The 24,819-nt window shown below is 34.2% G+C and carries 17 protein-coding genes; 9 read left to right on the top strand and 8 right to left on the bottom strand.

All coding sequences use genetic code 11. The features are described 5' to 3' along the window. Window positions 1-21 precede the first annotated feature (21 nt). Both PL77_RS30305 and PL77_RS06145 read right to left on the bottom strand, forming a co-directional pair. Window positions 22-1,392 (bottom strand): alpha/beta fold hydrolase, encoded by a 1,371-nt coding sequence (locus PL77_RS30305; RefSeq protein ID WP_052444211.1) that lies wholly within the window; start codon window positions 1,390-1,392, stop codon window positions 22-24. Between the two features lie 73 nt (window positions 1,393-1,465). Then, window positions 1,466-3,445 (bottom strand): hypothetical protein, encoded by a 1,980-nt coding sequence (locus tag PL77_RS06145; protein ID WP_044202857.1) that lies wholly within the window; start codon window positions 3,443-3,445, stop codon window positions 1,466-1,468. A 253-nt stretch (window positions 3,446-3,698) separates the two neighbouring features. On the opposite strand from PL77_RS06145, the gene PL77_RS06140 reads away from it, so the two are divergent. Next, window positions 3,699-4,247 carry an SRPBCC family protein gene (locus PL77_RS06140; protein ID WP_044202854.1) on the top strand — a complete coding sequence of 183 codons (549 nt, stop codon included), beginning with the start codon at window positions 3,699-3,701 and terminating at the stop codon, window positions 4,245-4,247. A gap of 81 nt (window positions 4,248-4,328) precedes the next feature. Here PL77_RS06140 and PL77_RS06135 read toward each other — a convergent pair whose 3' ends face one another. Further along, the gene (locus tag PL77_RS06135) at window positions 4,329-7,382 is read right to left on the bottom strand and encodes a GAF domain-containing protein (protein ID WP_044202852.1); all 3,054 of its coding nucleotides are present in this window, start codon (window positions 7,380-7,382) and stop codon (window positions 4,329-4,331) included. 248 nt (window positions 7,383-7,630) lie between these two features. After that, window positions 7,631-9,850, bottom strand: coding sequence for a bifunctional (p)ppGpp synthetase/guanosine-3',5'-bis(diphosphate) 3'-pyrophosphohydrolase (locus tag PL77_RS06130; RefSeq protein WP_044202849.1), 2,220 nt, complete (start codon window positions 9,848-9,850; stop codon window positions 7,631-7,633). A 630-nt stretch (window positions 9,851-10,480) separates the two neighbouring features. On the opposite strand from PL77_RS06130, the gene tig reads away from it, so the two are divergent. Further along, window positions 10,481-11,821, top strand: a complete 1,341-nt coding sequence (tig, locus tag PL77_RS06125) for a trigger factor (protein ID WP_044202847.1) — start codon at window positions 10,481-10,483, stop codon at window positions 11,819-11,821. Window positions 11,822-12,025: 204 nt separating this feature from the next. Here the strand turns inward: tig and PL77_RS06120 are convergent, their stop codons facing one another. Then, window positions 12,026-13,282, bottom strand: coding sequence for a glycosyltransferase family 4 protein (locus PL77_RS06120; protein ID WP_044202844.1), 1,257 nt, complete (start codon window positions 13,280-13,282; stop codon window positions 12,026-12,028). Next, window positions 13,257-14,444, bottom strand: a complete 1,188-nt coding sequence (locus PL77_RS06115; RefSeq protein WP_044202841.1) for a glycosyltransferase — start codon at window positions 14,442-14,444, stop codon at window positions 13,257-13,259. Before PL77_RS06115 ends, PL77_RS06120 begins: the two co-directional genes overlap by 26 nt. 437 nt (window positions 14,445-14,881) lie before the next feature. Between PL77_RS06115 and PL77_RS06110 the strand changes: the two genes are divergently transcribed. From PL77_RS06110 to PL77_RS06080, 7 genes are all read left to right on the top strand, one after another. Next, window positions 14,882-15,652: a hypothetical protein gene (locus PL77_RS06110; RefSeq protein WP_156152265.1), complete on the top strand. Its 771-nt coding sequence runs from the start codon at window positions 14,882-14,884 to the stop codon at window positions 15,650-15,652. Between the two features lie 144 nt (window positions 15,653-15,796). Further along, entirely contained in the window at window positions 15,797-17,398 is a 1,602-nt protein-coding gene (locus PL77_RS06105; protein ID WP_044202836.1) for an NAD(P)/FAD-dependent oxidoreductase, read from the top strand. Between the two features lie 6 nt (window positions 17,399-17,404). Then, entirely contained in the window at window positions 17,405-18,046 is a 642-nt protein-coding gene (pdxH, locus tag PL77_RS06100) for a pyridoxamine 5'-phosphate oxidase (RefSeq protein WP_044202833.1), read from the top strand. A 311-nt stretch (window positions 18,047-18,357) separates the two neighbouring features. Next, entirely contained in the window at window positions 18,358-19,668 is a 1,311-nt protein-coding gene (locus tag PL77_RS06095; RefSeq protein WP_052444210.1) for an ammonium transporter, read from the top strand. 153 nt (window positions 19,669-19,821) lie between these two features. Beyond that, a complete protein-coding gene (locus PL77_RS06090; RefSeq protein ID WP_044202830.1) occupies window positions 19,822-20,721 on the top strand; it encodes a hypothetical protein in 900 nt (299 codons plus the stop codon). Window positions 20,722-20,967: 246 nt separating this feature from the next. Next, window positions 20,968-21,837: a DUF302 domain-containing protein gene (locus tag PL77_RS06085; protein ID WP_172665809.1), complete on the top strand. Its 870-nt coding sequence runs from the start codon at window positions 20,968-20,970 to the stop codon at window positions 21,835-21,837. A 36-nt stretch (window positions 21,838-21,873) separates the two neighbouring features. Continuing rightward, the gene (locus tag PL77_RS06080; RefSeq protein WP_082026418.1) at window positions 21,874-22,986 is read left to right on the top strand and encodes a lipid A-modifier LpxR family protein; all 1,113 of its coding nucleotides are present in this window, start codon (window positions 21,874-21,876) and stop codon (window positions 22,984-22,986) included. Window positions 22,987-22,993: 7 nt separating this feature from the next. Here PL77_RS06080 and PL77_RS06075 read toward each other — a convergent pair whose 3' ends face one another. Beyond that, window positions 22,994-23,404 (bottom strand): acyl-CoA thioesterase, encoded by a 411-nt coding sequence (locus tag PL77_RS06075; RefSeq protein WP_044202825.1) that lies wholly within the window; start codon window positions 23,402-23,404, stop codon window positions 22,994-22,996. Window positions 23,405-23,553: 149 nt separating this feature from the next. Next, entirely contained in the window at window positions 23,554-24,705 is a 1,152-nt protein-coding gene (locus tag PL77_RS06070; protein WP_371199166.1) for an MFS transporter, read from the bottom strand. Window positions 24,706-24,819 lie beyond the last annotated feature (114 nt).

Raw genomic sequence — 24,819 nt, 5'->3', positions numbered from 1 at the left:
ACTACACTTCTTCCCTTATTTTTATTGTTCCCAATCAACTAAATTATAATCGCTGCTGACTATCCCGTCTTCGTCTACATAAATGTAGTTTCCATCTACTAATTCTATTCCTCCCACATTAGCATGAAGGTAAATTTCAATAGGTTCATCATTTTTTAACGCTTTCATTGGATAGCAGGAGTTCGCTAAAATTCCAACTCTCATTTTATTAAGAGCATCTGTATGTCTATAATTGGCATTAGTGATAAGCCCTTCCCATTCTTTATGTAGAAGTGCATAAGCAATTTCCTCATCAATTAATGCGTCTAATTGTTCACTTTGCCATTCGACTACTAATACTTTTCCTTTTCCATTTTCTTCACCCAAACGCTCTAAAACCAATAGAGGGTTGTTGGTTTTGAGACATACTGCTTGACCATGAAAGGCTACTTTTTTTCCGATTCTTTCAAATTTACCAGAAGCAACTTTTACTTTCTTTCTGAATTGATCACAGAGGTAGCTTGTTTCTATTTTTACCCCACTGTCAAAAGTAGTGTTTTCTAAAAATGATAAAGTGTCTTTCGCAGACTTCTCCGGGATTTCTTCCATAGGAACATGGCCAACTCCTTCATAAATGATCAGTTGAGAGTTAGGTAGACTAAATTGAAATTTATAAGCATTGGCAAGTGGAATCCATCTGTCTTTTTCACCCCAAATGATTAATGTTGGAGTGTCAAGTTGTTTGATAAGGTCGGAGTGATCCTCTATTGTACTATTCGCAATATTTAAGAAGGCTTCTTTATTTCCTTTTCTTGTAAAAATCTCATGATACCTCGTGATTGTGGCTTTATCCACTCTTTTGGCATCACCATAAGCATTTTTTAAAAAGAATTCGATAAAACTCTTAGGGGCTTTTAGGTACTCAGCAAACCCATGAAACATTTTAAATTCTTTTATAATTGGATTTTGAACAAGCTTGAAAAGTAAAGGAATAGAGTCTTTGTCATTAAAGCCAGCTGCATTAAGTAAGATGAGTCTGCGTACTTGTTCTTTGAATCTGTGAGAATATTCCCAGGCAATCCAACCTCCCAATGAAGAACCGGCAAGATAGAACTTTTTGACTTCAAGTTTTTTTAGAAAATTATTGATGAAGTTGATATAAATATCAATGGAGTAAGTTCTGTCAGGTCTTGGACCCGTGAGTCCAAATCCAGGAAGATCAAGACGGATGACTTTATAATTCTCTTTCAGAATTTCAGTCCATTTATCCCAAGTGTGTAATGACGAGAAAGTACCGTGTAAAAGCACAATTGGAAACCCTTCTCCTTCTATTTTATAATGCACTTTCATGCCTTCTAACTCCATGAAGTTAGAATATTCATCTGTATATTTTTGTATGATATCAATAGCCATTACTTTTCAGTTTATTTATGGTGAATATACATTCGAAAATTCACTTGTTTTGAAATTAGCTTTACTTTTTAGTCTATTCAAACTTCAAAAATCTCGGCTTTGAAGGTTTGAAGTCTCTTAGTGGTAAATCAATTACCGTTGTAAGCGATATTTGAAATGCATTATTATCAAAATTAGCATTAGGGAAGTATTTCAAGTCTAATGTTAAGGTATTAAAAACAAGGTTTTCATTTCTAGTTCTTATTCCAGCTCCAAATGAAGTGAAGATATCATCTTTTGATATAGATACTTTTTGTGGGTCAGCTAATACCCCAACTTGGAAGCTTTGATACATTGCAAACTTGAAACCATAGAAAAATAATGGGGTGAACCATATATTTTCTTGCTTAAGCTGTAATCTTTTTACTCCTTTTTTAGAAAACCGATTGATTTGAAAATTAGAAAATACGTCATCATCAATAAAGTATAAGTAATCTCCAGGTATTCGATCTTCTCCTCCCATCATATCAATGTCGAGTAATAAACGGAAAAAATTATCTTTAATGGCAAGGAGGTTGGAGAAGTAACTGAAGTTGATGTGAAAGACTTCCTGCCTGTATTCATTGTCTATAAAGGAGCCAATTTCACCTCTTAATTTGAAAAAGCCGTAGGGTGTAAACTGTCCCGCATCAATGGCCATTCCAAGATAAGGCCGCCTTCCTAAAAATTCATTGTTTTCCCAGCCAGTTGTGAGAGAGACCAACCATCCGTAAGGAACGTCCTCCGTTCTACCAAATCCCTGAAGGTAACTCATTTTTCGGTAGTTTCGTTGGTTAATCGTGATACTAAATGCGTAATGTTCCTTGTTGTGGAACTGATATAAGGTGTCTTTACTTACTTCTTCAGGTCTTTTAAAAAGGTAAACTTTGTCGACTCCTGCACTAAAAGTTACGTTTTCATTTCTCGATTGATTCAGGTGAAAAGAACGCCCAAACCAAGCCCCTGTATAAGTATACTCTAGAGGTTCCCAAAATCGGTCCGCACTATCAATAGGTATAAAAGCACTATCGGAGGTAGTATAACCGTATAATCTATTAAAGTTTTCCACTTCAAAGCCTCCTGCTGTTTTAGTATTTGAAGTAATGAAATCTTTATAAGCACTTACACCCCAAGTGGATTCCAAGTAGTTATTGTAGGATATGATATCAAGGTCAATAAAGCTACCGTTAATGTTTTGAAAACGATATTCAAAGTTATAGCCCAATGGTTCCGGTTCATCACTTTTTACAACAGCTCCGATATAAGCGTATTGACCTGTTCCCGCAAAGTTGTTATTGAATAAGCCAACTTCAAAATCATTAATACTTTGATAGCTTCCGTTGACACCAATCGTCCATTGATCTTGGGTGACAATGTATACGTCTATATAAGCGTCATCTACTTTACAGGCGTAAATGTTGGCGTCCTTGATAAACCTCAATGCACGAAGTAAACGTTCAGAGTCATAAAAGTCGTCGTCATTTATCGCATCACCAACATTGAAAACAATGTTTTTGTCAATTACTCTTTCTCGTGTTTTTGCGTGTAGATTGTTAGCAGCTCTTGTGACTCTTGTTGTAATAATAGGATACGGTTTTTTGACCTCAGCACCAAAAGGAGGTAACCGAACATAAGTAATACTCCTGACAATTTTTCCCTCAAAACACATTCCTGTACTCAATATTTCAGGGGCCATATCTACAGAGTCTTCTTCTTGTCTTTGTTTTACTAAAAGAAGATTGGAAAGCTCTTTAGTAAATCTGTTTTTGCCTAGTACTTTATGTAGTTTGTTATAAAATTCTTCAGTTTGCAGTATTGCTGCAGAATCTTGATTGATGAGTCCAGGAGGTAAGAATAAGGTAGTGTCATGTGTAAATTTATAGACGGAGTCTCCTAATACAATAGGGACATAAGCCTTCACTTTTACCTTTTGTAAAGTAGAATCTTGTACTTGAGCATTTACTTCAATAGTAAATAGTTTTGAAAGATTAAAAGTTATGAATAATACTATTAAAAGATGGCGGTATTGCCTCATTGAGTAACTTTAAAAAATAAAAACAGTAATGCAATTTAATAAATTTATATTCGAATATTAATGTGCATGATTAACTTTGTGATAAGTTAATCATGGATAAATGCTATTTGGATTATTGAAGTAAAATTAAATCAATGGAATTGATACATTATCATGTGTATAAGTTGTTTTGTCTTTGTTGCTCTCACAAACTCCATTTGCTTTTTCTTGTACGTAATTTAATTGATTAGCAAGGTTTGTTCTTAATATTATAATGATTAGATATTTTTCTTTAGGGGTATTGTCCGTTTTATTATTATTTGCAGGGGGTGCAATGTTATTGCCTTCTGAATATACGGTCAAAGAGCATGTTTATATTAATGCTCCAGCAAAAGATATTTTTCCTTACATCGAAAATTTAAGGAAATGGAATGATTGGGCTTTTAAACTAGAAGAAGAAGGAAGCAGATTGAGTCCTGAATACCATGGCCCAGATGAGGGGGAAGGGGCAACACATACTTGGAAGTCTTATGATGGTTCAAGTGCAGAACTGAGAGTATTGTCTGCAGAGCCTTATGATAAAATACAACTTCAGATGTCTACTAATGAAGGGACATTTGTATCGGAAATGACATTTACCTTAGAAGATAGCGATGGAGGTACAGTGGTTTCATGGGAAGAGAAGGGTGATTTTGGCTTTCAATTAGTTACTCGAGTTATTGCTTTTGTTGCAGATTATGAAGTTCAAGTGAGCCAACAGTATAAAGCAGCTTTGGAAGAATTAAAAAAGGCGGTAGATCAAAAAACATCAGAACAGCAGTAGGTAGAATAGGTCTTTCGAGCATAAAAAAGGCTTCAGAATTTTAAAATTCTGAAGCCCTTTTTGTATCACTAAAAATGATTTTTACTCATTTGCTTTGAAACCTAAAACAAGTACGTCATCAGTTTGAACTAATTCATCGTCCATCCAGTCGTTAAATGCTCTACGTACAGCTGTTCTCTTTTTAGACATATCTACCGAATTATTATCAAATAGCATTTTCAAGAAACGTTCGTTACCGAAAGCTTGTTTATGTTCCCCTCCAATCTGTTTGTGATAACCATCTGTGAATAAGAAGTATTCAGCATCATCATCTAAATTAAAGGTATGCTTGTTAAAGAAAGTTTCTTCGTCTCCATTACCTCCGATAGAAGAAGGAGTACCTTTGATGATGAAGAATTTACCATCCTTAATTCTAGCCATTGATGTATTGGCTCCGGCGAATTCTAATGTGTTATTTTTTCTATCAATTACACAAAGAGAGATGTCTAGTGAATCTTGATTGTCATTGATTTTTTGATTCAAATGAATTGTAATTCTTTCATTCATTGCATCAAGAACTTCATCAGGAGAAGTAATGTTTCTTACTTCTACAATTTCTCTGAATAAAGAGGTACCAATGATACTCATCATTGCACCAGGTACACCATTTGAATTACAGTCTACTGTTGCAATAAACACTCTTTGGTTACTTTCATGGAACCAGAAGAAATCGCCTGATACAATATCTTTAGGTTTATGGAAGATGAAAGAGTTTGGAAGTATATTCTTGATGTAAGTACGGTTAGGGAGAATAGCACCTTGAATCTGCTTCGCATATTTGATGGATTGAGTGATCTTCTGAGAAGTAGATTGAAGTTCTTCTTTCTGTCTCTCAATTTTCTCGTATTGTACTGCATTGTCGATGGCAATCGCAGATAATACGGCAATATTTCGAAGTAGATTTACTTGTAAATCCGAATAAGAATTTTTCTTAAAACTTTGTACTGTAATTACACCAATTAATTTCTCTTTTGTTCTCAGTGGAAGATAAATAATAGAGTAAGGCATTTCACCTACTGTTACAATTTCTTCCTGAGTATCGATATAATCGTAAACATCAGTGGTGATATCAGAAATTACGATTTCTTTATTATCTCTCAAACATAAAGAAGATAGCTTGGTGTCATCGTTCATTTGGTGGATAAACTCAGGGAGTCTTTTTCCTTTTTCAATGGCACCAATAAATTCAATATGTTGTTTTCTATGCGAATAAATACCAATACCAAAAGTTGTGGCATCCATAAGGTTATTCACATTTTCATATACAGTTTCGATAACGTTATCAGTACTTAAACTTGAAGAAAGTGTAAGACCAATATCAGATAATAATTGTACGTTTTTATAAGACTGTTCAATTTTATCTTTGTTTTCCTCCAACTCATTTTTCTGTTGTTGAAGTTCTGCTGTTCTTTCTGATACAACTTCCTCTAGTCCCTCATATGTCAGGGCGTTATCTAAGGCAATACCAATATAGATAGCAATGTTTCTTAATACATTGAGGTCCGTATCGGCAAATGCATTTAATCTATAATTCTGAACAGTAATAAAACCTAAAGTTCCTTCCTTACCAATAAGAGGCAAGTAAATTACCGATTTTGGTAATGAATCAGAATTGTCTGTATTCAGTTTTGAGTCCGGTAAATGTACTGAGTATTCTGAAATGATATCATTGATCACAATCTCCTTTAATGTTCTGAAACATAATATTGATAGCTTACTATTATCATTTAAAGAGATTGCCTTAGGTGGTAGTTTTTCACCATTTTCAATGTTGGCAATGATATCCATTACTCCTCTGTCTTTATTATAAATACCAATAGAGAAAAGTGGAGCATCGATTAAGTTGTTCAAACTTTCGTAGGCAGTATAAGCAATTCTTTCAATGGATAAGTTGGATGTGATGTCCTGACCAATCTCACCTAAACTCTTCAAAGTTGTATAGGCTTTTGAAAGTTGTTCTTCCTGCTTTTTAGTAGTGATGAGGTGAGTTTCATCCTTTACCTTAGATTGCTTTGATAATTGTAAATTGTCAATTGCAATGGCAAGATAAGAGCTTAAACTTCTAATCAGATAAACATCTGACTCCGTGTATGCATTACTTTTCGAACTTTGAACAGTCATTACACCTATTACGTTTTTCTCATCCATAATAGGAGCGTAGATGATTGACTTTACCTTTTTACCAATTCTTGGTGCGGTGTTGACATAATTAGGGATATAATCCTTTATTTCTTTGTCAAAGTCATTGATAAATACTGTTCTGCGTGTATTATAACAAAGGGTAGCTAATCTATTTTCCTCTTTTAAACTACAGAAATTAAAAGGTAGTCTTTCCCCATCTTCAAACGATCCAGGGAATTCTAACCTTTGTTCTTTTTCGTTTAATACTCCAATGTCAAGAAACTGAGCATCTACGATTGTGTTGATTTTATTGTATACTGTTTCTACCATCTCTTCAATAGAGGAGGTAGTTGCAATCACTTGTCCAATTTCACCAAGAGTTATCAGGTCCTCTTTTGAAAGAATCCCGTCTTTCGTAGAAGCATTACTCTTATTATCTGAATTGCGAGAAACAGGCTCAGATGGTGTGTATTGAGATAGGTTTTGAATTAGAATAGCAATTTGAGGTGCAATCACTTGAATAAACTTAAGGCTTTCTGCCGTAACGTTTACTTCTTGCGTCTGCTCAAGCATCAAGAATCCAATCAGCTTTTCGTCTATTCTTAAAGGGATAAAGTCTAAGAAGGATGGAGCGGCTTTTTTAATGTATGGATCTTCCTTAACCTTATCTCCTACTTTATTTAAGTCTACTGCAACAGGGTTTTTGCTAGAAATCAACTGTTTTAATACCGTCAATGGTAATTGATCCGCATAGGCGTAGTGATCACTTTCAATAAATGATACTTCGTCTTGACTTCTTAAACCGCTAGCTTTCAATATGAAATTGTTATCATCATTAATAATGATGCAAACTTTCTCTGCTATAGTTTTGGACTTGGTTAATTCAATTACTTTTCCGCATAAACCACTTAAAGTGAGTTCTTTAGAAAGGTCTTGGTATATTGTTAATGCTTGATCTAAATATCCTGTTTTCATAGACAAATGAAAAAATAAGGTAACCTCAAAAAGTTTCTAGTGTAGACAATCGTTCGAGCTCCTAATTGAAGTGGGCAACAAATTGAATGTAACTGTATTACACCGGCTTAAATTTAATAAATTTATCTCCAAAGTACTAATTTTTCACCTTTAGGTACAGTTTATTAACGTTATAAAATGAAAAGCGATAGTACCTGAAGATACTATCGCTAAGTAAATTTTAAGAATATTTTGAAGTGAAAAGTAATTTAGTCGTCCTTTCTAGTGACTTTTATAATACCGTCAATATCAGATATTTCCTTGATTACTTTTTCAAATTCGTTTAAGTTCTTGACAGAAATTTCAATATTTCCTCTGAAGATACCATCATTTGATTCGATTGAAATAGAACGAATATTTACTTTCATTCTACTTGTTATAATTCTCGTAACATCATTCACTAAACCAATACGGTCAGTACCTTCAATAGCAATTTTTGAAATAAATGAAGTCTCTTTTTCACTTGCCCATCGTGCTTTTATGATTCTGTAACCATAGTTAGCCATCATTGCAACGGAGTTTGGACAACTTGTTCTGTGAATCTTAATACCATTATTAATGGTAATGAAACCAAAGATATCATCGCCCTGGATTGGATTACAGCAACTTGCAATTGAATAATGGACGTTATCCATATCTTCTCCAATCACCAATTCATCATCATCATTGCTTTTGCGAACTTCCTTGATTTTAGTTTTAAACTCTTTGGCGGAATCAGGGACAATTTTCTTCTTCTTAACATTGTTGGTGTGGTCAAGGTGTTCTTTGAATTTTTTGATTTCCTTGTGTTGGATAATTCCTTCCCCCACCTGATAATAGAGATCACTTTCACTGCTCAGATTAAAGAAATCTCTCAGCTGTTGTGCTATCCTATCATCATATTTTATTTTCAGTTGCTTGAATTTTCTGTCAATGATCTCACGTCCAATCATACCGATTCGTTTTCGATCATCTTTTAGGTGAGATTTAATTTTTGCTCTCGCTCTTGAAGTTCTAACAATTTTCAACCAACCTTCATTTGCTTTTGATTGATTCGCTGTTAGAATTTCAATTTGATCACCATTATTTAATTGGTAACTAAGCGGTACAAGTTTTCCATTGATTTTAGCACCAAGACATTTAGCACCTACTTCTGTATGTATATCAAATGCAAAGTCCAATACTGTAGCACCAAATGGGAAAACTTTTAAATCTCCGTTTGGCGTGAAAACAAAAACTTCTTTATTGAAAAGGTTTGTTCTAAAGTCATCTAAGAATTCAACGGCATTGACTTTGTCGTTTTCCATCAAAGAACGTACTTCATTAAGCCATTGTTCGATACCTTTTTCTGAACTAGCTTGACCTTGTTCCTTGTATTTCCAGTGAGCTGCATACCCCTTTTCTGCAATTTCATCCATTCTTTTTGAACGGACTTGAACTTCTACCCAGTGTCCATTGTGTCCCATTACAGTAGTGTGTAATGATTCATAGCCATTGGACTTCGGCATGCTGATCCAGTCTCTTAGTCTACTGACATTTGGTGTATAATAGTCGGTAACAATAGAGTAGATATGCCAACAAGTAGATTTTTCAGTTTCTCTTGGACTTTCAAAAATGATACGGATGGCAAATAAATCAAAAACTTCTTCAAAAGGCACCTTTTGCTTTTTCATTTTATTAGCAATAGAGGTGATTGATTTAGTTCTTGACTTGATGGTATACTTGTATCCCTGTTTGTTTAAAGTATCAGTAAGTGGTGTTTTGAATTCGTTAGTAAAGTGAACCCTTGCAGATTCTGAATCCTTTAGTTTTTTGGTGATTTCATCATATAAAGGTCCATCAGAATATTTTAAACTAAGATCCTCTAACTCAGACTTTATATTATAAAGTCCTAATCTGTGTGCTAAAGGAGCGTAAATATATTCAGTTTCGGCTTTTACTTTCAGTTGCTTATCCTTTGGCATTGACATGAGTGTTCTCATGTTGTGCAAACGGTCTGCAATCTTGATTAATACCACTCTTACATCTTCAGAAATTGTTAATAACATTTTTCTGAAGTTTTCTGCTTGTAGCGAACCTCCTTTTTTACCAGCTCCTGAAATTTTCGTTAAGCCATTAACAATTAATGCTACTTTAGGCCCGAAAAGTTCGTCAATTTCTTCTATAGTATGATCGGTATCTTCCACCACATCATGTAGTAGTGCTGCCATAATGGAAGTAGTACCTAATCCAATTTCTTCAGTAGCAATAGTAGCTACTGCAACAGGATGATATATAAAAGGTTCGCCAGACTTTCTTCTCATTTCTTTATGAGCGTCTGTAGCAAACAAAAATGCTTTCTTAATGTTTTTTACATCGTCACTATCGTTCAAGAAAGGACGTGCCTTGCGCAAAAGATTTGCGTACATTGATAATAGTTCCCTTCTTTCCTTTTCTAGATCGATATTCATCTTCAAGTCTCCCAACAATTTTTAGATTCAATCTCAGTTGTAAGTAAAAATCACATTATGCTATTTTTACTTGAAAATTTAAGTTGCAAAAAAAAAGCAATAATACCTACATAATACTAAGAAAGTGCTATTCTTCCCTTCTTTTTAAGTTCTAATTTTTAAGAATTCTAAAAATTGATGTTATAGTTATTTTAGTTAAGGTTATTATTAAAACTAGGTCAAATATAGCATGAATTTCATGGTATTTTTCCTTTAAAAAACAGGAATTTCACTGCTTCTTTTTTAGTCAATTTCCTAACTATTAATAGGTTTGTTTATAACAGTTGTTTGCATTTTTTTAGGTAAAGTGCAATGATTTTAATAATGAGTTGATTACCTTTGCATCGCTTAAAATGAGGATATGTGTTATTATGATTCATTTTGAGTAGATTGAAAGGGCTAAATTGCTATTTTACATTTTGTTTTTCAGTGTGTTAGTGATTTTGCTTGTCTTGAAATCTAGTCTTGTGGAGGGTAGGAGGTTGTTGAATTTATAATCAATGATTTTTTAGTTCAACACACAAATTATATGGTTTCTACACAAGAAATTATTTTTATTTAGAGTTTTGTTACACCAAAAATCATAGAACTTTGGAATTCAAATTAGATAAACAAGAGAACTCATACGGTTTACTTTCAGTAGTTGTTGCTGAAGCGGATTACATGCCAGAATATAAGAGCAGATTGAAGCAATATGCTAAAAATGCAAATATGAAAGGTTTCCGTAAGGGTAAAGTGCCAATGTCAATGGTACAAAAAATGTACGGTAAGCAGTTGAAAATGGAAACATTCAACGAGTCTGTAGGTAAAGCTGTAGATACTTACTTGAATGACAATGGTATCAAACCTCTTTTCCAACCAATGTACAAGGGAGACTTTATCACTCCTGAGCAACTTGGAGCAGAACAAACTGTTGAATTCGAATTATTACTTCCTGAGTTTGATTTAAACTTAGAGGCTTTAAAAGCTGAAACTTTCAACTTAACTGTAACTGATGCAGATGTTGAAAATACAATCGCTAAGTTAAAAGAATCATACCCTAAGAAAGAGGACGTTGAGAAAGCATTAAAAGGTGACTTGATTACTGCAACTTTCAAATCAGTTGAAGGTGATTTCGAAAAAGAAGGTGCAGCATTTGATCTTGATGACAAATTAATTACAGGTAATGTAAGAAAATTCTCTGGTAAGAAAGTAGGTGACGTTGTGACTTTAGACATTGAGACAATGTATGAGGATAACAACCGTCTTCGTTTATTCTTGGGTGGAGATAAAGAAGAAGCTGAAGCTTATAAAGGTGACTTCACTATCGAAATCACTAAAATCACTCGCTCATCAGAGCCTGAGTTAAATCAAGAATTCTTTGATATGGTAATCGGTCCAGATAAAGTATCAAACGAAGAAGAGTTCAGAGCTGAATTGAAGAACACAATTGCTGAAGTGAACACTCAAGCAATTGATAACGTGACTAACGACAACGTAAGAAATGCAGTTGTTGAAGGTACTTCAATTTCTTTGCCTGCTGAGTTAGTGAAGAAAGTATACTTACAGAACAATCCTCAAGCAAAAGAAGAGGAGTTGTCTGAGAGCTTACCGAAATTTGAAGAAGCTGTAAAGTGGAGAGCAATTTCTGATAAAGTTTTCACTGATAACGATATCAAAGTTGAGAAAGAAGATGTTGAAGCAGCAGCTTTAGTAGCCATCAAATCTCAGTTTGGTAGCTTCATGGGTGAGGATGACGAGCAAATGGCTGGTTTTGTTCAAAACTACTTGCAAGCTGAAAACGGTAAGTACTTCGAGCAAACTTATGAGCAAGTTTACAACGAGAAAGTATTCAATGCATTAAAAGAAAAAGTAGCTTTAAATGCTGAAGAAGTAGACTTGAAACAATTCGAAGAGTTCTTAACGAAAAGAAACGAAGAAGCTGCTAAGTAATTAGAGCTTTTTGTTAGATAAATTAAGGGGATATCTGTCACAAGGTATCCCCTTTTTTTGTTCTAATTTTTAGTAGCTGAGGTAGAAAGGTGGTAATGAACAGTGCATTGTTATGTGCTGTTTATTGCTGTTTGCTTATAAAAAAAAGTGGCTGAGATTTACAGGAAATCTCAGCCACTTTATCTAATTGAATATTTTTTTGTTCTATCTCGCTTTCTTGTAAGGTTTGCGTTGAGATGGAACAGTAATTACTTCCACATTTTCATTTGTATCTTCTTGTTCTCCGTTTTTAGTTGAAGGCATATACTCTTTGTCATGTAACTTTGTTAAGGTGTACCCTAATAAGCAGAATGTTGAAAGTATAATGGCACAAGCTGATCCTGCATAACCTAAGTCTAAGGTATTAATATAATAAGAGATTACAGCAGTGATAATTGATAAACAGTAGAAAAAGAGTACTGCTTTTGCTGGTGTTAAACCAAACTTTACTAGTAAATGCGAAGAGTGATCTTTTCCTCCCACGTAAATAGGTCTTCCAGATCTAATTCTATTTATTGTTACAAATGTGACATCAAAAATAGGATAGGCCAAAAGTAAAATTGGAGTGATGATGCTAATGTCAATAGTTGTGGTCGCAGTCCAAGATTGCATCACGCCGATCATGGAAAGCATATACCCTAAAAACATACTTCCTGAATCCCCCATAAAAATCTTAGCATTAGGATAGTTGTTTGGTAAGAACCCAAACAATACAGCGGCTAACACTAAACTGATTAATGCTACTTCTTCATTGTGGAAATAGATAATGGAAAGTACACCAAATGATAATGAGGCAATTGCAGCTGATCCAGGGGATAAGCCATTCATATTATCTACAAGATTCAAAGCATTAATTACACCAATAATCCAAAAGAAAGTGAAAAGGTGGCTTACTACTGGTGGTAAGAAAGATACTGATCCAACAATAAAAATAGCAATGGAAGATGCTAATAATTGGAAAAATAACTTCACTTTTGGTTCCATAGCTTTTGATTTATCATCATAAGCTCCTGTGAAGAAGATAATCAAAGAACCTGAATATAACCACAAGGTTTTTTGTTCAAAAGCTTCCATTCCGTACATGTAAAAAATACTACCTATAGCTGTGATAACGGTAAGTGTACTAGATACGTATGAAATTTTGATTTTGTCTCGGAATAAAAAACTAACGCTTAAAAGGGTGCCAACAGTGACAGGTACTGACCACCAAATTGGCAAAATCTCTATAATAGTAGAGACAATAATAAAGGAGATCATAATACCTATGCCTCCCATTAGAGCGGTAGTTTTGGTGTGGAAACGATCAGCTCTAGGTTTGTCAACTATATTAAACTTTACAGCTTGTTTAATAAGCGCCCTAGTGATTAAAAAAGATATAACTGCACCTAAAATTAGGCTAAGCAATAATGTTAATTGATTCATAAGTTAACTCTTTGTACGTTTCGGTTAGGTCTTGTACTAATCGATCAAAACTATACTTCTTGTAAGTTTTGTCTTGATGTTCTGTTACAAAACGATGGTTATTGTCTTCGGAATGTAAAATATCAAGTGATGCTGAAGCCATCGCTTCGTCATCGTTTGTGCGAACAAGATAATTTTGACCAAATTCTGTAAATAAATCAGGTACTCCGCCGACTGCAGTAGAAACAACAGATGTGCCACTTGTCATGGCTTCAATAATTGAAACAGGTGATCCTTCATTATTTGAAGTTAGCAAAACTAAATCCAAACTCGCATAAATATCCGGTAAATTCTTCAAAAAGCCGGTGAAAGTGATAAAATTTGAAGCATTATTCACTTTACAGTAAGATTCGAGGTGAGTTCTGTCCTCTCCGTCACCTACCATAAAGAAGTGAGTATTAGTGTCTTTTTCATGAATTAATGAAGCGACTCTAATAAACATTTCGAGATTCTTTATTTGTGTAAAACGTGCAACAATGCCAATAAGTTTCTTGTTTTTCGGTATTGAATAAGTTTCATGTAAAAAATCTTTATTTTTATTTATATAGAATTTCTTCAGGTCAAGACCTAAAGGAATCATACTATGTTGTTCTTTTTTTCCGATTCCAAATCCTAAAATTTCCTCTTGTTGCTTGTTTGTTATAGTGACAATTCTATCAGTACTTTTAGCAAGGCTTCGCTCTATGAAAAGAAATAATTTTGTCTTTAGAGGAGAAAAATATCCATGGAAAACATGCCCATGAAATGTATGAACCGTTTTGGTTTTTGAATTGGAAATAATGTTATAGAGCAATGCAGCACCTCTGCCTATAAATCCTGCTTTTGCGGTATGTGTGTGTACAACATCTGGTTTGTACTTCAACATGACCTTTAAGATCTGGAAAAGTGCCTTGAGATCATTTTTTAACGATAATTCTCGTTGCAATTCGTGTATGTAGTTTACATCAACTCCTCTTTCAGAAGCCAAGTAAGACATATCTCCTTCATTGCTAGGTACGGGGCCAGCATACAATTTCGATTCGAATTCTTCGTTTTGTAATTGATCAGTGAGTAAAACAGTGTGAATCGCAGGGCCGCCGACATTAAGTCTAGCAATTATTCTAAGAATTTTTGTTTTTTTCATCAATGAAATGAAAGATAAGCTACTTAAGGTGTTAAAAAAAGATATGGGACTCTAGGTATGTTGTAGGTGATTACCTAATAAAACAGAGTAAAAACTTCAAACTTTTAATAATCACCGCACAAATATATGTATAAAAATTCCAAAAAATGTGAAAATCAAGAATTAAAGCTTGTCTTTTTTAGTTTTAGAAAAATGAAAAGTGCAATCTTGCTTTGATACATTTCAAAAAGCATATACTTTTACCGAGTATTAGGTCAAAGTTAGTCTATTTCTATTTATTGAGGGAATTTTTTGTGTGCATTAATGTAAATTTTTAAGATGAGAAAACTATTTGTAAGTTTACACTAGCATGCCTCATAGAAAATTGTATGAAAATAGAGATTTTACTTTTGATGAGGTACTTAATGCTTTTTAGCTATTTAAAATAGATCGTAAAAATGACAAATAACATTACAAAATCATTTTCATTCTTTTTCTCCGGTGCTATTGCATTGTTTTTTGTGTCTTGTGGCATGCAAGAAGAAAATGATCAACTAAAAGCTACAAATGCAAAACTTCAGGAAGATTTGGCTAGAGCTGAAGCTGCAGCTCAGACTTTAGATGAAGTAGGTGCATTGATTGACTCTATTGATGTGTCAAGAAACCTTTTGTATGTTGATATGGAAAGAGGTATTTCTGGTAAAACATATGAAGAAAAAATTCGTGCGATTGATGCTTATATGAAAGAATCTGAAAATCGTATGGAGCAAATGGAAGCGAGCTTAGCTAAAGCAAATACTAAAAATAGTGCTTACGCGAATACTATTAGAAAGTTAAGACAACAATTAGATCAGAAAACACAAGAAATCTCTGATTTAAAACAGCAAGTTGATAAATACAGAACAGAAAATAAGGCGTTAATTAAGACGGTTGACCTTCAGGCAAAAGAGCTTTCTGATAAAGAGATTCAAATTCAAAAGAAAAAAGAAGAGTTGTCTTTACTAGAAAATAGAATACAAGAATTAATGGTTCAGGCGAAAAAGACTGAAGCTGATGCATTTTATGCTCAAGCTGAAGCTTTAGAAGAAGCTGCCAAAAGAACAAAATTGGCTCCTAAGAAAAAGAAAGCAACTTATGCAGAGGCATTAGAGTTGTATAAAAAATCTTTTGAAGCGGGCCGTAAGGATGCTTATGATAAGGTACAAGAATTGTCAGAAAAAATTGACTAATTCAGTATTGAAAGAAATATAAGAGAAAGCAGGTAGCGAAAGTTGCCTGCTTTTTTTGTTAATGAAGTTGTGCATGCTGTTTCGTAAGATTGCATTCCTTAATTTTGTGGAATCTTTTTCTTAAAAATAAAGAACAGACATTAAATGAAAAAAGTATCTCAATATGTTGTCTCTTCGAACGTTGCTTTCGATGATGAGAATTTTAAGGCGTTTATTACCAAAAAAGAAGGCCTGAATGATGCAGAAAATGTAGTGGTTCGGATGACAAGACGATCTATTGATGCTCGAAAAAAGAAGGTGAAGGTAAATGTAGAGGCTGAAATTTTTGTGGATGAAAAGCCTACATTAAATATCACTTACAAAAAAGAGTACCCTAATGTGGCAGATGCCAAAAGAGTAGTGATTGTAGGGGCAGGACCAGCAGGTTTATTTGCAGCATTAAGGTTGATCGAATTAGGGATCAAGCCAGTTGTCATTGAAAGAGGAAATGATGTGCAGAAACGAAGAAAGGACCTAGCCAATATCAATAAAAAGAATATTGTCAATGCAGATTCTAACTATTGTTTCGGTGAAGGTGGAGCAGGTACTTATTCTGATGGTAAATTATATACACGCTCTAAGAAAAGAGGTGATTTCAGAAGAATTTGCGAGATTTTTGTCGCTCACTCTGCTTCAGAAAAAATTCTTGTAGACGCTCATCCGCATATTGGTACTAATAAATTACCGAAAGTAATTCAAGAAATGAGAGAAAGTATCTTGAATGCAGGTGGAGAAGTACACTTTGAAACTCGGGTAGAAGATTTTATCCTTGAAAGAGATGAAATCAAAGGTGTAATGACACAAAATGGGAATCAAATTACGGGTGAAGCAGTATTATTAGCGACGGGTCATTCTGCTCGTGATATTTTTAGGTTACTAGATCAAAAGGAAATAGAAATTGAGCGTAAACCTTTTGCTTTAGGCGTTCGAATTGAACACCCGCAAGGTTTAATCGATAAAATTCAATATCACTTGAATAATCGAGATAGAGGTGAATATTTACCAGCAGCGGCTTATTCATTGGTTTCACAAGTGGGTTATAAAGGGCAGAAGAAAGGCGTTTTTTCTTTTTGTATGTGTCCCGGTGGTTTTATAGTCCCTTCTGCGACAGCCGAAGGCGAGGTAGTTGTGAATGGTATGTCTCCTTCTCGAAGAGATTCTAAATTTTCGAACTCAGGTATTGTAGTGAGTGTAGACGATGAGGATTTTTCAGATTACATTCAGAAATATGGGAACCTTGCGGCTATGGAATTCCAAGCTGCAGTGGAAAAAAGAGCTTGTGAGGTAGCGGGTGGTACTCAAGTTGCACCGGCGCAACGAGTAGCTGATTTTGTACATGGTAAAATTTCTTCAAGCCTTAATGAAACATCTTACCAACCTGGTTTGTTATCAGTTGACATGAGGGAAGTCTTACCGGAAGCGATTGCTCATAGATTGAAATTTGGTTTCAAAGATTTTGGTAAAAAAATGAAGGGGTATATGACCAATGAAGCTCAAATTGTTGGGGTGGAAAGTAGAACTTCTTCACCGGTGAGAATTCCAAGAGAGAAAGAGTCTTGTGAGCACGTGGCATTAAAGAGACTTTTCCCATGTGGAGAAGGAGCTGGATATGCTGGAGGTATTGCATCAGCAGCTATGGATGGTGAGCTATGTGCCAATAGAATAGCAGAATTATATTGTGGCGTAAAAGACGCATCATTAAAATAAAGATAGATGAAATCTAAAATTGCAGATATCCGTAAGGACTATTCCCAAAAAGATTTAGATGAAAAAGACGTTTTAGAAAATCCAATTCAACAATTTGAAATTTGGTTAGAGGAGGCAATCAATGCTGAAGTACATGAGCCTACAGCTATGAATGTTGCTTCAGTGAATAATGAAGGTCGAATTTCTTCAAGAATTGTTTTATTAAAAGGAGTAGAGGAGAACGCCTTTGTTTTCTATACAAATTACGAAAGTAATAAAGGACAATCTCTTCAAGCGTCTAAAAGAGCAGCATTAAACTTTTTTTGGCCTGAATTGGAAAGACAGGTTTGTATAGAAGGTACTGTAGAAAAAGTGAGTGAAGAAACTTCTGATACCTATTTTGAAAGCAGACCTTATAAAAGCAAAGTAGGTGCTTGGGCTTCTGAACAGAGTAGTGTTATCTCTTCCAAAAATGTAATAGTTACTCGATTTGCTAAATATGCAGCGAAATTTATCACAAAAGTTCCTCGTCCACCACATTGGGGTGGATTTGCTATTACTCCAACAAGAATAGAGTTTTGGCAGGGGAGACCTTCAAGATTGCACGATAGAATCGAATATTTGAAAGATGATCAGGGAAACTGGGGTAAAAATAGACTTGCACCTTAGTTTTTTCTTCATAAATAATTCAAAAAGGCTTAATCACAAGTTGTGGTTAAGCCTTTTTTATTGCTAAAACATAAATATCGACCTTTAAGTTGAAAAATGAACCAAATAAATGATAAATGTGTTTTTATTTAGGTTTCAAGGGTTTTATTTCATCTGTTCATGTGTAAAATATGATTAAAAGCAGATAATTAGGTGTTATTTTAATGCTTAATTGTTTAAAAAATGTCGTAAAGATTTGTATTAATCATTATGAATTATATAAATTTGTACCATCGGAAATAAAAAAATACTCACACTCACCTATATTTATTATGATTTCTATTAAAAAGGTAGGCCTTAAAGGTCTAGGTTTATTACTGTCCGCATTTTTAGTGCCTTCACTAACATTTGCTCAGGAAGCAACAATTGATTCAGGAGATACGGCATGGATGCTTGTCGCTACAGCATTAGTAATGTTGATGACTCCTGCAGGTCTAACTTTATTCTACGGTGGTTTAGCTCAACGTAAAACAGTATTGAATACTATTGGTATGAGTTACACTGCATTCTGTACTGGTACGCTAGTATGGGTAATCATTGGCTATAGTTTAGCATTCGGAGAAGGAAACGCTTACATTGGTGATTTTACTTCTTTCTTATTAGCTGACGTCAAAATCACTGACGTGGCAGGAACAATTCCAAGAATCTTATTTATTATGTTCCAAGGTACATTTGCAGCCATTGCAGTTGCACTTGTAAGTGGATCAATCATTGAACGTGTAAAATATTCTACATGGATGATCTTCTCAGCATTATGGGTTGCATTAGTTTACTCTCCAATTGCCCACTGGGTATGGGGCGGTGGTTTCCTAAGCAACGATGGTGAATTAGATTTTGCAGGTGGTACAGTTATCCATATTAATGCAGGTATTTCAGGTTTAGTTTTAGCCTTAATGCTTGGTAACAGAATTTCTCACCGTGATGAGCAATCAGAGAAACCTTCATCAATCAAATTAATGGTACTTGGTAGTGCTTTATTGTGGTTCGGTTGGTTCGGTTTCAACGGTGGTAGCCAGTTAGCAGCTGATTTTGTAGCAGCTAATGCAATGTTAGTAACAAACGTAGCAGCAGCAGCAGGTGGTATGGCTTGGTTATTAATCGAGTGGATGACTGAAGAAAGAAAACCTACCTTATTAGGTTCAGCATCAGGTGTAATCTCTGGTTTGGTTGGTATCACTCCAGCGTCAGGATTTGTAGATGTATCAGGTGCTTTAGCTATCGGTTTGATTTCAGGTGTAGTTGGTTTTTATGGTGTAGTGAAATTAAAGAAAGCTTTAGGATACGATGATACGCTTGATGTATTTGGTATTCATGGTTTAGTAGGTATTGTAGGTGCAATTTTAACAGGTGTATTTGCTAACCCTGAAGTAAACGGTGCAGCAGGTTTATTATATGGTAACCCTGGTCAGGTTTTAGTTCAATTAAAAGCAGTTGTAGTTACTATTGTATTTGCAGGTGTAGCTTCAGCAATCCTTTTCAAATTGAGTACTTTACTTACAGCAGGTGGTAGAATTGATGCTCACACTGAGTCAGAAGGACTTGATGAGTCATACCACGGAGAGAAATCTTTCGACTCTATGTAATAAAAAAATATATCCTTAAGGAAGAAAAAGAGGTATTGCGTCATGTAATACCTCTTTTTTTTATATTTTTAACTTCTAACAATACTTATATATTTTTTACATCTATGTACCAAGTACATGAGATGATTACTGTTCACATTAATTTTTTATACGTTGAGACTAGCTTCTATAGATATTGGCTCTAATGCCATACGATTCCAGATTGTAACAACACACATTGATAAAGCAGATGAAGTTGCTTTTAAGAAAATAGAATATATGCGTTTTCCCCTCAGACTTGGGAAGGATGTATTTAAAAGTGGAAAAATATTACGACCAACCGAAGAGAAATTAGTAAAACTGATGAAGGTTTTTTCTACTTTACTCGATCTGTATGATGTCAAAGATTACATCGCTTGTGCCACTTCTGCAATGCGAGAAGCAGAAAATGGTAAGGAGATCGTAGATAGAATATATTATAAGGAAGGTCTTAAAATCGATATAATAAGAGGTACAACAGAAGCAGAAATGATTGCTTTGACTTTGGACCCTTATATTCCTATGGGTAATGTAGTACACATTGATGTTGGAGGAGGAAGTACTGAGTTAAATATCTACCGTCATAAGACGAAAGTGGCTTCGAGGTCCTTCCGAATGGGTAGTGTCAGAAGATTAAGTGGAGAAGATTTGGAAGCAATGTTTGATCAAATTAGACATTGGTACAAACAAGAATCCTCTCCTTACATCAGAGAAGGTGAGGAGGTTGTCGCAATTGGTACTGGTGGTAATATCAACAAGCTATTTAATCTCTCTAAGCAAAAGAAAAGTGATGATAAAACTACTTTCTTGGCAGAGTTGAAAAAAATCAGCAATTGGTTGCAGGAGTTCACTTATGAAGAAAGGGTAAGTAAATTGAGGTTGAATGAAGATAGGGCAGATGTGATTATTCCTGCTTCTAACATATACATGACTTGTATGGAAATCGTAGGAGCTGAAAATATCATTGTGCCAGGGGTAGGTTTAAAAGACGGTATTTTGCACTACCTAGTAAAGCATAGAGATTATCATTTTTAAAGTTGTTATAAGAAGGTGAAAATTAAAAATTCATCTGTCAGGTTCTTGATTTCTACAAAGTATTCTAATTCATTAATTGGAATACTTTTTTGTTTAATGCTCAAATAGATTATTAGATGTATATCATAGGACAATTTTTATAAACGATTATTGGGTAGTTATTTTTTTTGAGATCTTTCTTTATTCGTTTTAAATTAATGTAAGTACTTTCGAATTAGCTATTGTCTCAACCCGTTTGCAATGAAAATGAAATCCTATTTTTATATCTCATTACTAGCCATTTTTTTTAGTTGTTCTCATGAAAGACTTACAGAATATACAGCCTTGGATGTTCGTCAAAAGGTAGATGTTGAAGTAGAACAATTAAAAAACTTTATTCATCCTTTTAATAGTATTACTCAAATCGATCATTCACGATTGGCGAAAGATGCGGGTGTTTATACACCTCCTTCTGTTGTGACCATTTTTTCAGATAAAAAAATTAATGCTCAATTATTACAAAGAGATCAGTTAATAGGCGTAGATCTACCATTCAAAGTTTTGTTATATTCAGAGCCTGATACTCAAAAAGTAACATTAGCCTATACTTCAGCGGAATTTATCCAAAGAAGGCATGCACTGTCAGGTGAAGATGTAAAGGAATTCCAAAACGAATTAGGTCAAGTAATCAAAAACTTTCCGGAAACCATTTATGCTAAAGATTTTTCCTCTAAAGTTGAAGAGGATTATGGGTTGATTGTCCACCAATCTACAAAACCTTTTAAGCAGACGATTGTTGATTTAAAGTCAGCTATTCTTTCTCAAGGTGATACTCAAATGTTTGCTGATATTGATTTTCAAAAAGAGTCGAAAGAAGTAGGTGTAGATATTCCACCAACGTACTTAATATTGTTTGGAGGTCCAGCACCAGGAGGAAAGGCCATGAAAAATACACCTAGAATAGGATTAGATGCGTTTTGTCAAAAATTATTGGTTTTTGAAAAGGAAAATGGAGATGTTTTTATTGCATACAATGATATAGAAGCATTTTCAGACCTTTATTATGATACTAAAACATTTCCTCAAATGATTATCAATTATAGATTAGGAACTACTTTAGGAGGTGCCGTAGAATGATGCTGATGATTGAGAGGGGATTGGAATTGATGAAATATGGTAACTACTAAAAAACTATTTCTCTTACTATTATTCTTATTGCTGATTTCAATTGTGTATGGTCAGAGTAAGGCAAAAAAAGATAAACATCCTTTTTATTTTGAGTTGAATGTCGATGAGGATCTTTTTCTTTTAAAAAGTACGGATCAATTTTATTCTTTTGGCACTGGAATACATTTCGGTTGGGCAGGGCTTGATAATAATTTTACCAACACAATTTTACCAAAACTTCCCAACAGTCATCAATTATTTAAATTGGGTATAGTGCATAAAATGTACACTCCTCGTGACATACATCGAATGGACGTAGACTCTACTGATATTCCTTATTGTGGAGAAACTTATCTTTCATTGACGCATTTCTCATTAAACCCTTCTCAAGGGTTGATATTAATGACAAAACTTGACGTGGGAGTAGTGGGTGAAATATCGGGAGGTAATAGCTTTCAAAATGGTTTCCATTCAGCAATTGGCAATACTGAGGTGGCAGGTTGGGATAATCAGATTGGGAATGGGTTATATTTGAATTATACCGCCACTTTAATGCATAACCTTATTTCTTCCTTTTCATTTGCAGAAGCTTTTGTAGGAGCAAGAGGCACTGTAGGCACAATGGATATATCTTTTGAGGGTTTTATCTATTTGAGAGTGGGGCTGTTTAACGACTTTTTTATTCAAGGGGAAAGGCCTTATACACCAAAAGCCAATGTTTCCCCTTTTTATAATCTTCAAGATAAACCTTTTACTAGAATGAAATTTCCTAGTGCAATGTGGTCCGAAGATCCTAATTTGAGAGAAAAAGCAACAACATCATGGCTTTCAAGAAACTTTAAGCCTTTACAAATTTATTTGAAATTTATAAGCGGAGGTATTTTCAATGCTTATGATGGACAAATGCAAGGAAGTCTTATTCCCTTTGAGTCGTCTCACTATACAATTGCAGCCGATTTGATACCAAACTGGCAACATCGGCTTTCTGCAGGAATTGTATTTTCATATAAGTTCGGAAATTTAGAGTACAACTGGGATAGAATTACTTTTGAACCTGAAGATAAATTTCCGCCTTATTATCCAAAATGGGGTAGGTTTAACCTGAAATTAAATCTTTAAAAGTGTATTATACCAATTCGAATTCTTGTTCCAATCTGCTATAATCGATGCGAACAGGTTTGTTATGATCATTTAAAGCAACAAAAATAAATACGCTTTCCATTACTTTTTCTCTGGAGTCAGAATACATATCTTCGGAATACATTTCTAGAATTACTCGTAATTTTATTGGATCTGCTTTTTCTACTTTACCAATCACTTCTACGATACTATTAGGTGAAATTGATTTCAAAAATTTAATATCCTCTGTTTTTAAGGTAAACATTTTTTGTCGTGTGAACCTTGTTGCAGTGATATATGCTACTTCATCCATCCATTTCATGGCTTCTCCTCCAAATAAAGTGTTGTTTGCATTTAATGTATTTGGAAATATAGCTCTACACTGTCTAGTAACTGTTTTTCTTATTCTTTCTTCCATAACTCTCTTGAACAAATTGCTTGGGAAGTTATGGAGATTTTAATGGAAAGTAAATTAATAATGAATGTATATTCAAAATAATTACGAAGGCTAAACTTAATGTCCTGATCTTAATGAGTTCTATTTTGTATGGTATATTAAATGATAAATTACTTTTTCCCGAAAAAGAGCCTAACAATAAAATAAAAACTCACTAGACAGATACCTAAAATAATTAAAGCGTTACCTATACTTAAATAATCACAAAGTACTCCAAAAGTAAATGAAAGTAACGCAGTAGAAACAGTTAGTACAAATGAATCTACAGACAATACCGTTGTGAGCATTTCTGTAGGACTGTCATCTGCTATATAACTTGTTAGAATTGGTTTTCTCAAGCTGTCAGTGATGTAGACTAGGGTGAAAATAAAAATAGCGATTAAAGTTAGATTGGCTTCATACAAAACCCCAGCAAATACACCAAGTAACAAACCTATGATAAGGGTATAGGTAATAAATCTTTCTTGATGAGGTATTTTCTTCTTAACAGATTTAGAAATAACAGCAGCTCTGGAGGTCATCATATATATACCAAAATACAGCACTCCTACTACTAGTCCTACTTTTTGCTTATCATCATCAATAAAACCTAAAAAGGGTAAAGTTAAAGCAAAAGTAGCCATCATTGGTTGGATAAAATCTTTAGAGGCTCCCAAAAAAGAAGATAAAATTGTAGCATTTGTAATGACTTTGATTAATTGCTTTTGTTTTAAGACGAGCCAAAGCTGCTTGATAAAATTGATTTGTGCCTTTTTCTTCTTCTTTTTACCACCTTCATCTAAGTATTTCGGATAGGAAAGTAAATTGAAGAAGTTGATAATATAAGGTATGACTGAATAGAGGAATATACTTTTAAACTCACCACTGAATAATACTAGAAAACCAGCAATAAGAGAAGAGATAGCACTGCCAAATTGGGCCCAAGCTCTTGTGTTGGCAAAGTAATCAGTTTTTAAACTCATCCATCCTTGTTTTTCTAGATAACTAACAATAATGGCTTTGTGAGATCCACTTCTTAATGTTTCAGCCAAACCAAAAATAGAGAAAGCGGTAATTAGTAAATAAAAATTTGTGGAATAATAAATAGAGATAAAAGCGATAATATAAGCAAAGAAAGAAACCGCAAGCGACAATTTTCTTCCCAATAGGTCAGCAAGTATACCCGTAGGAATTTCTAAAAAGAAGGCCACTAACTTTCGAATGGCATACAGTGTGCCGATTTGAGTATATGAGACTTCCATTTCTGAAAGATAAATGATCATAAAAGGATCGAAAAACCTTAAATTTTTTAGAAACCCATACATACTGAAACGCCAGTACATTGTGTTTTTTTGAATCGATGCTGGGATTGTCATATTGCTATTGAATTGGTTTTG

This window comes from Flammeovirga sp. OC4, assembly GCF_000812565.1.
GTDB lineage: Bacteria > Bacteroidota > Bacteroidia > Cytophagales > Flammeovirgaceae > Flammeovirga.
The sequence above is the reverse complement of the archived record's forward strand: the minus strand, read 5'-3'. Positions and strand labels throughout refer to the sequence as shown.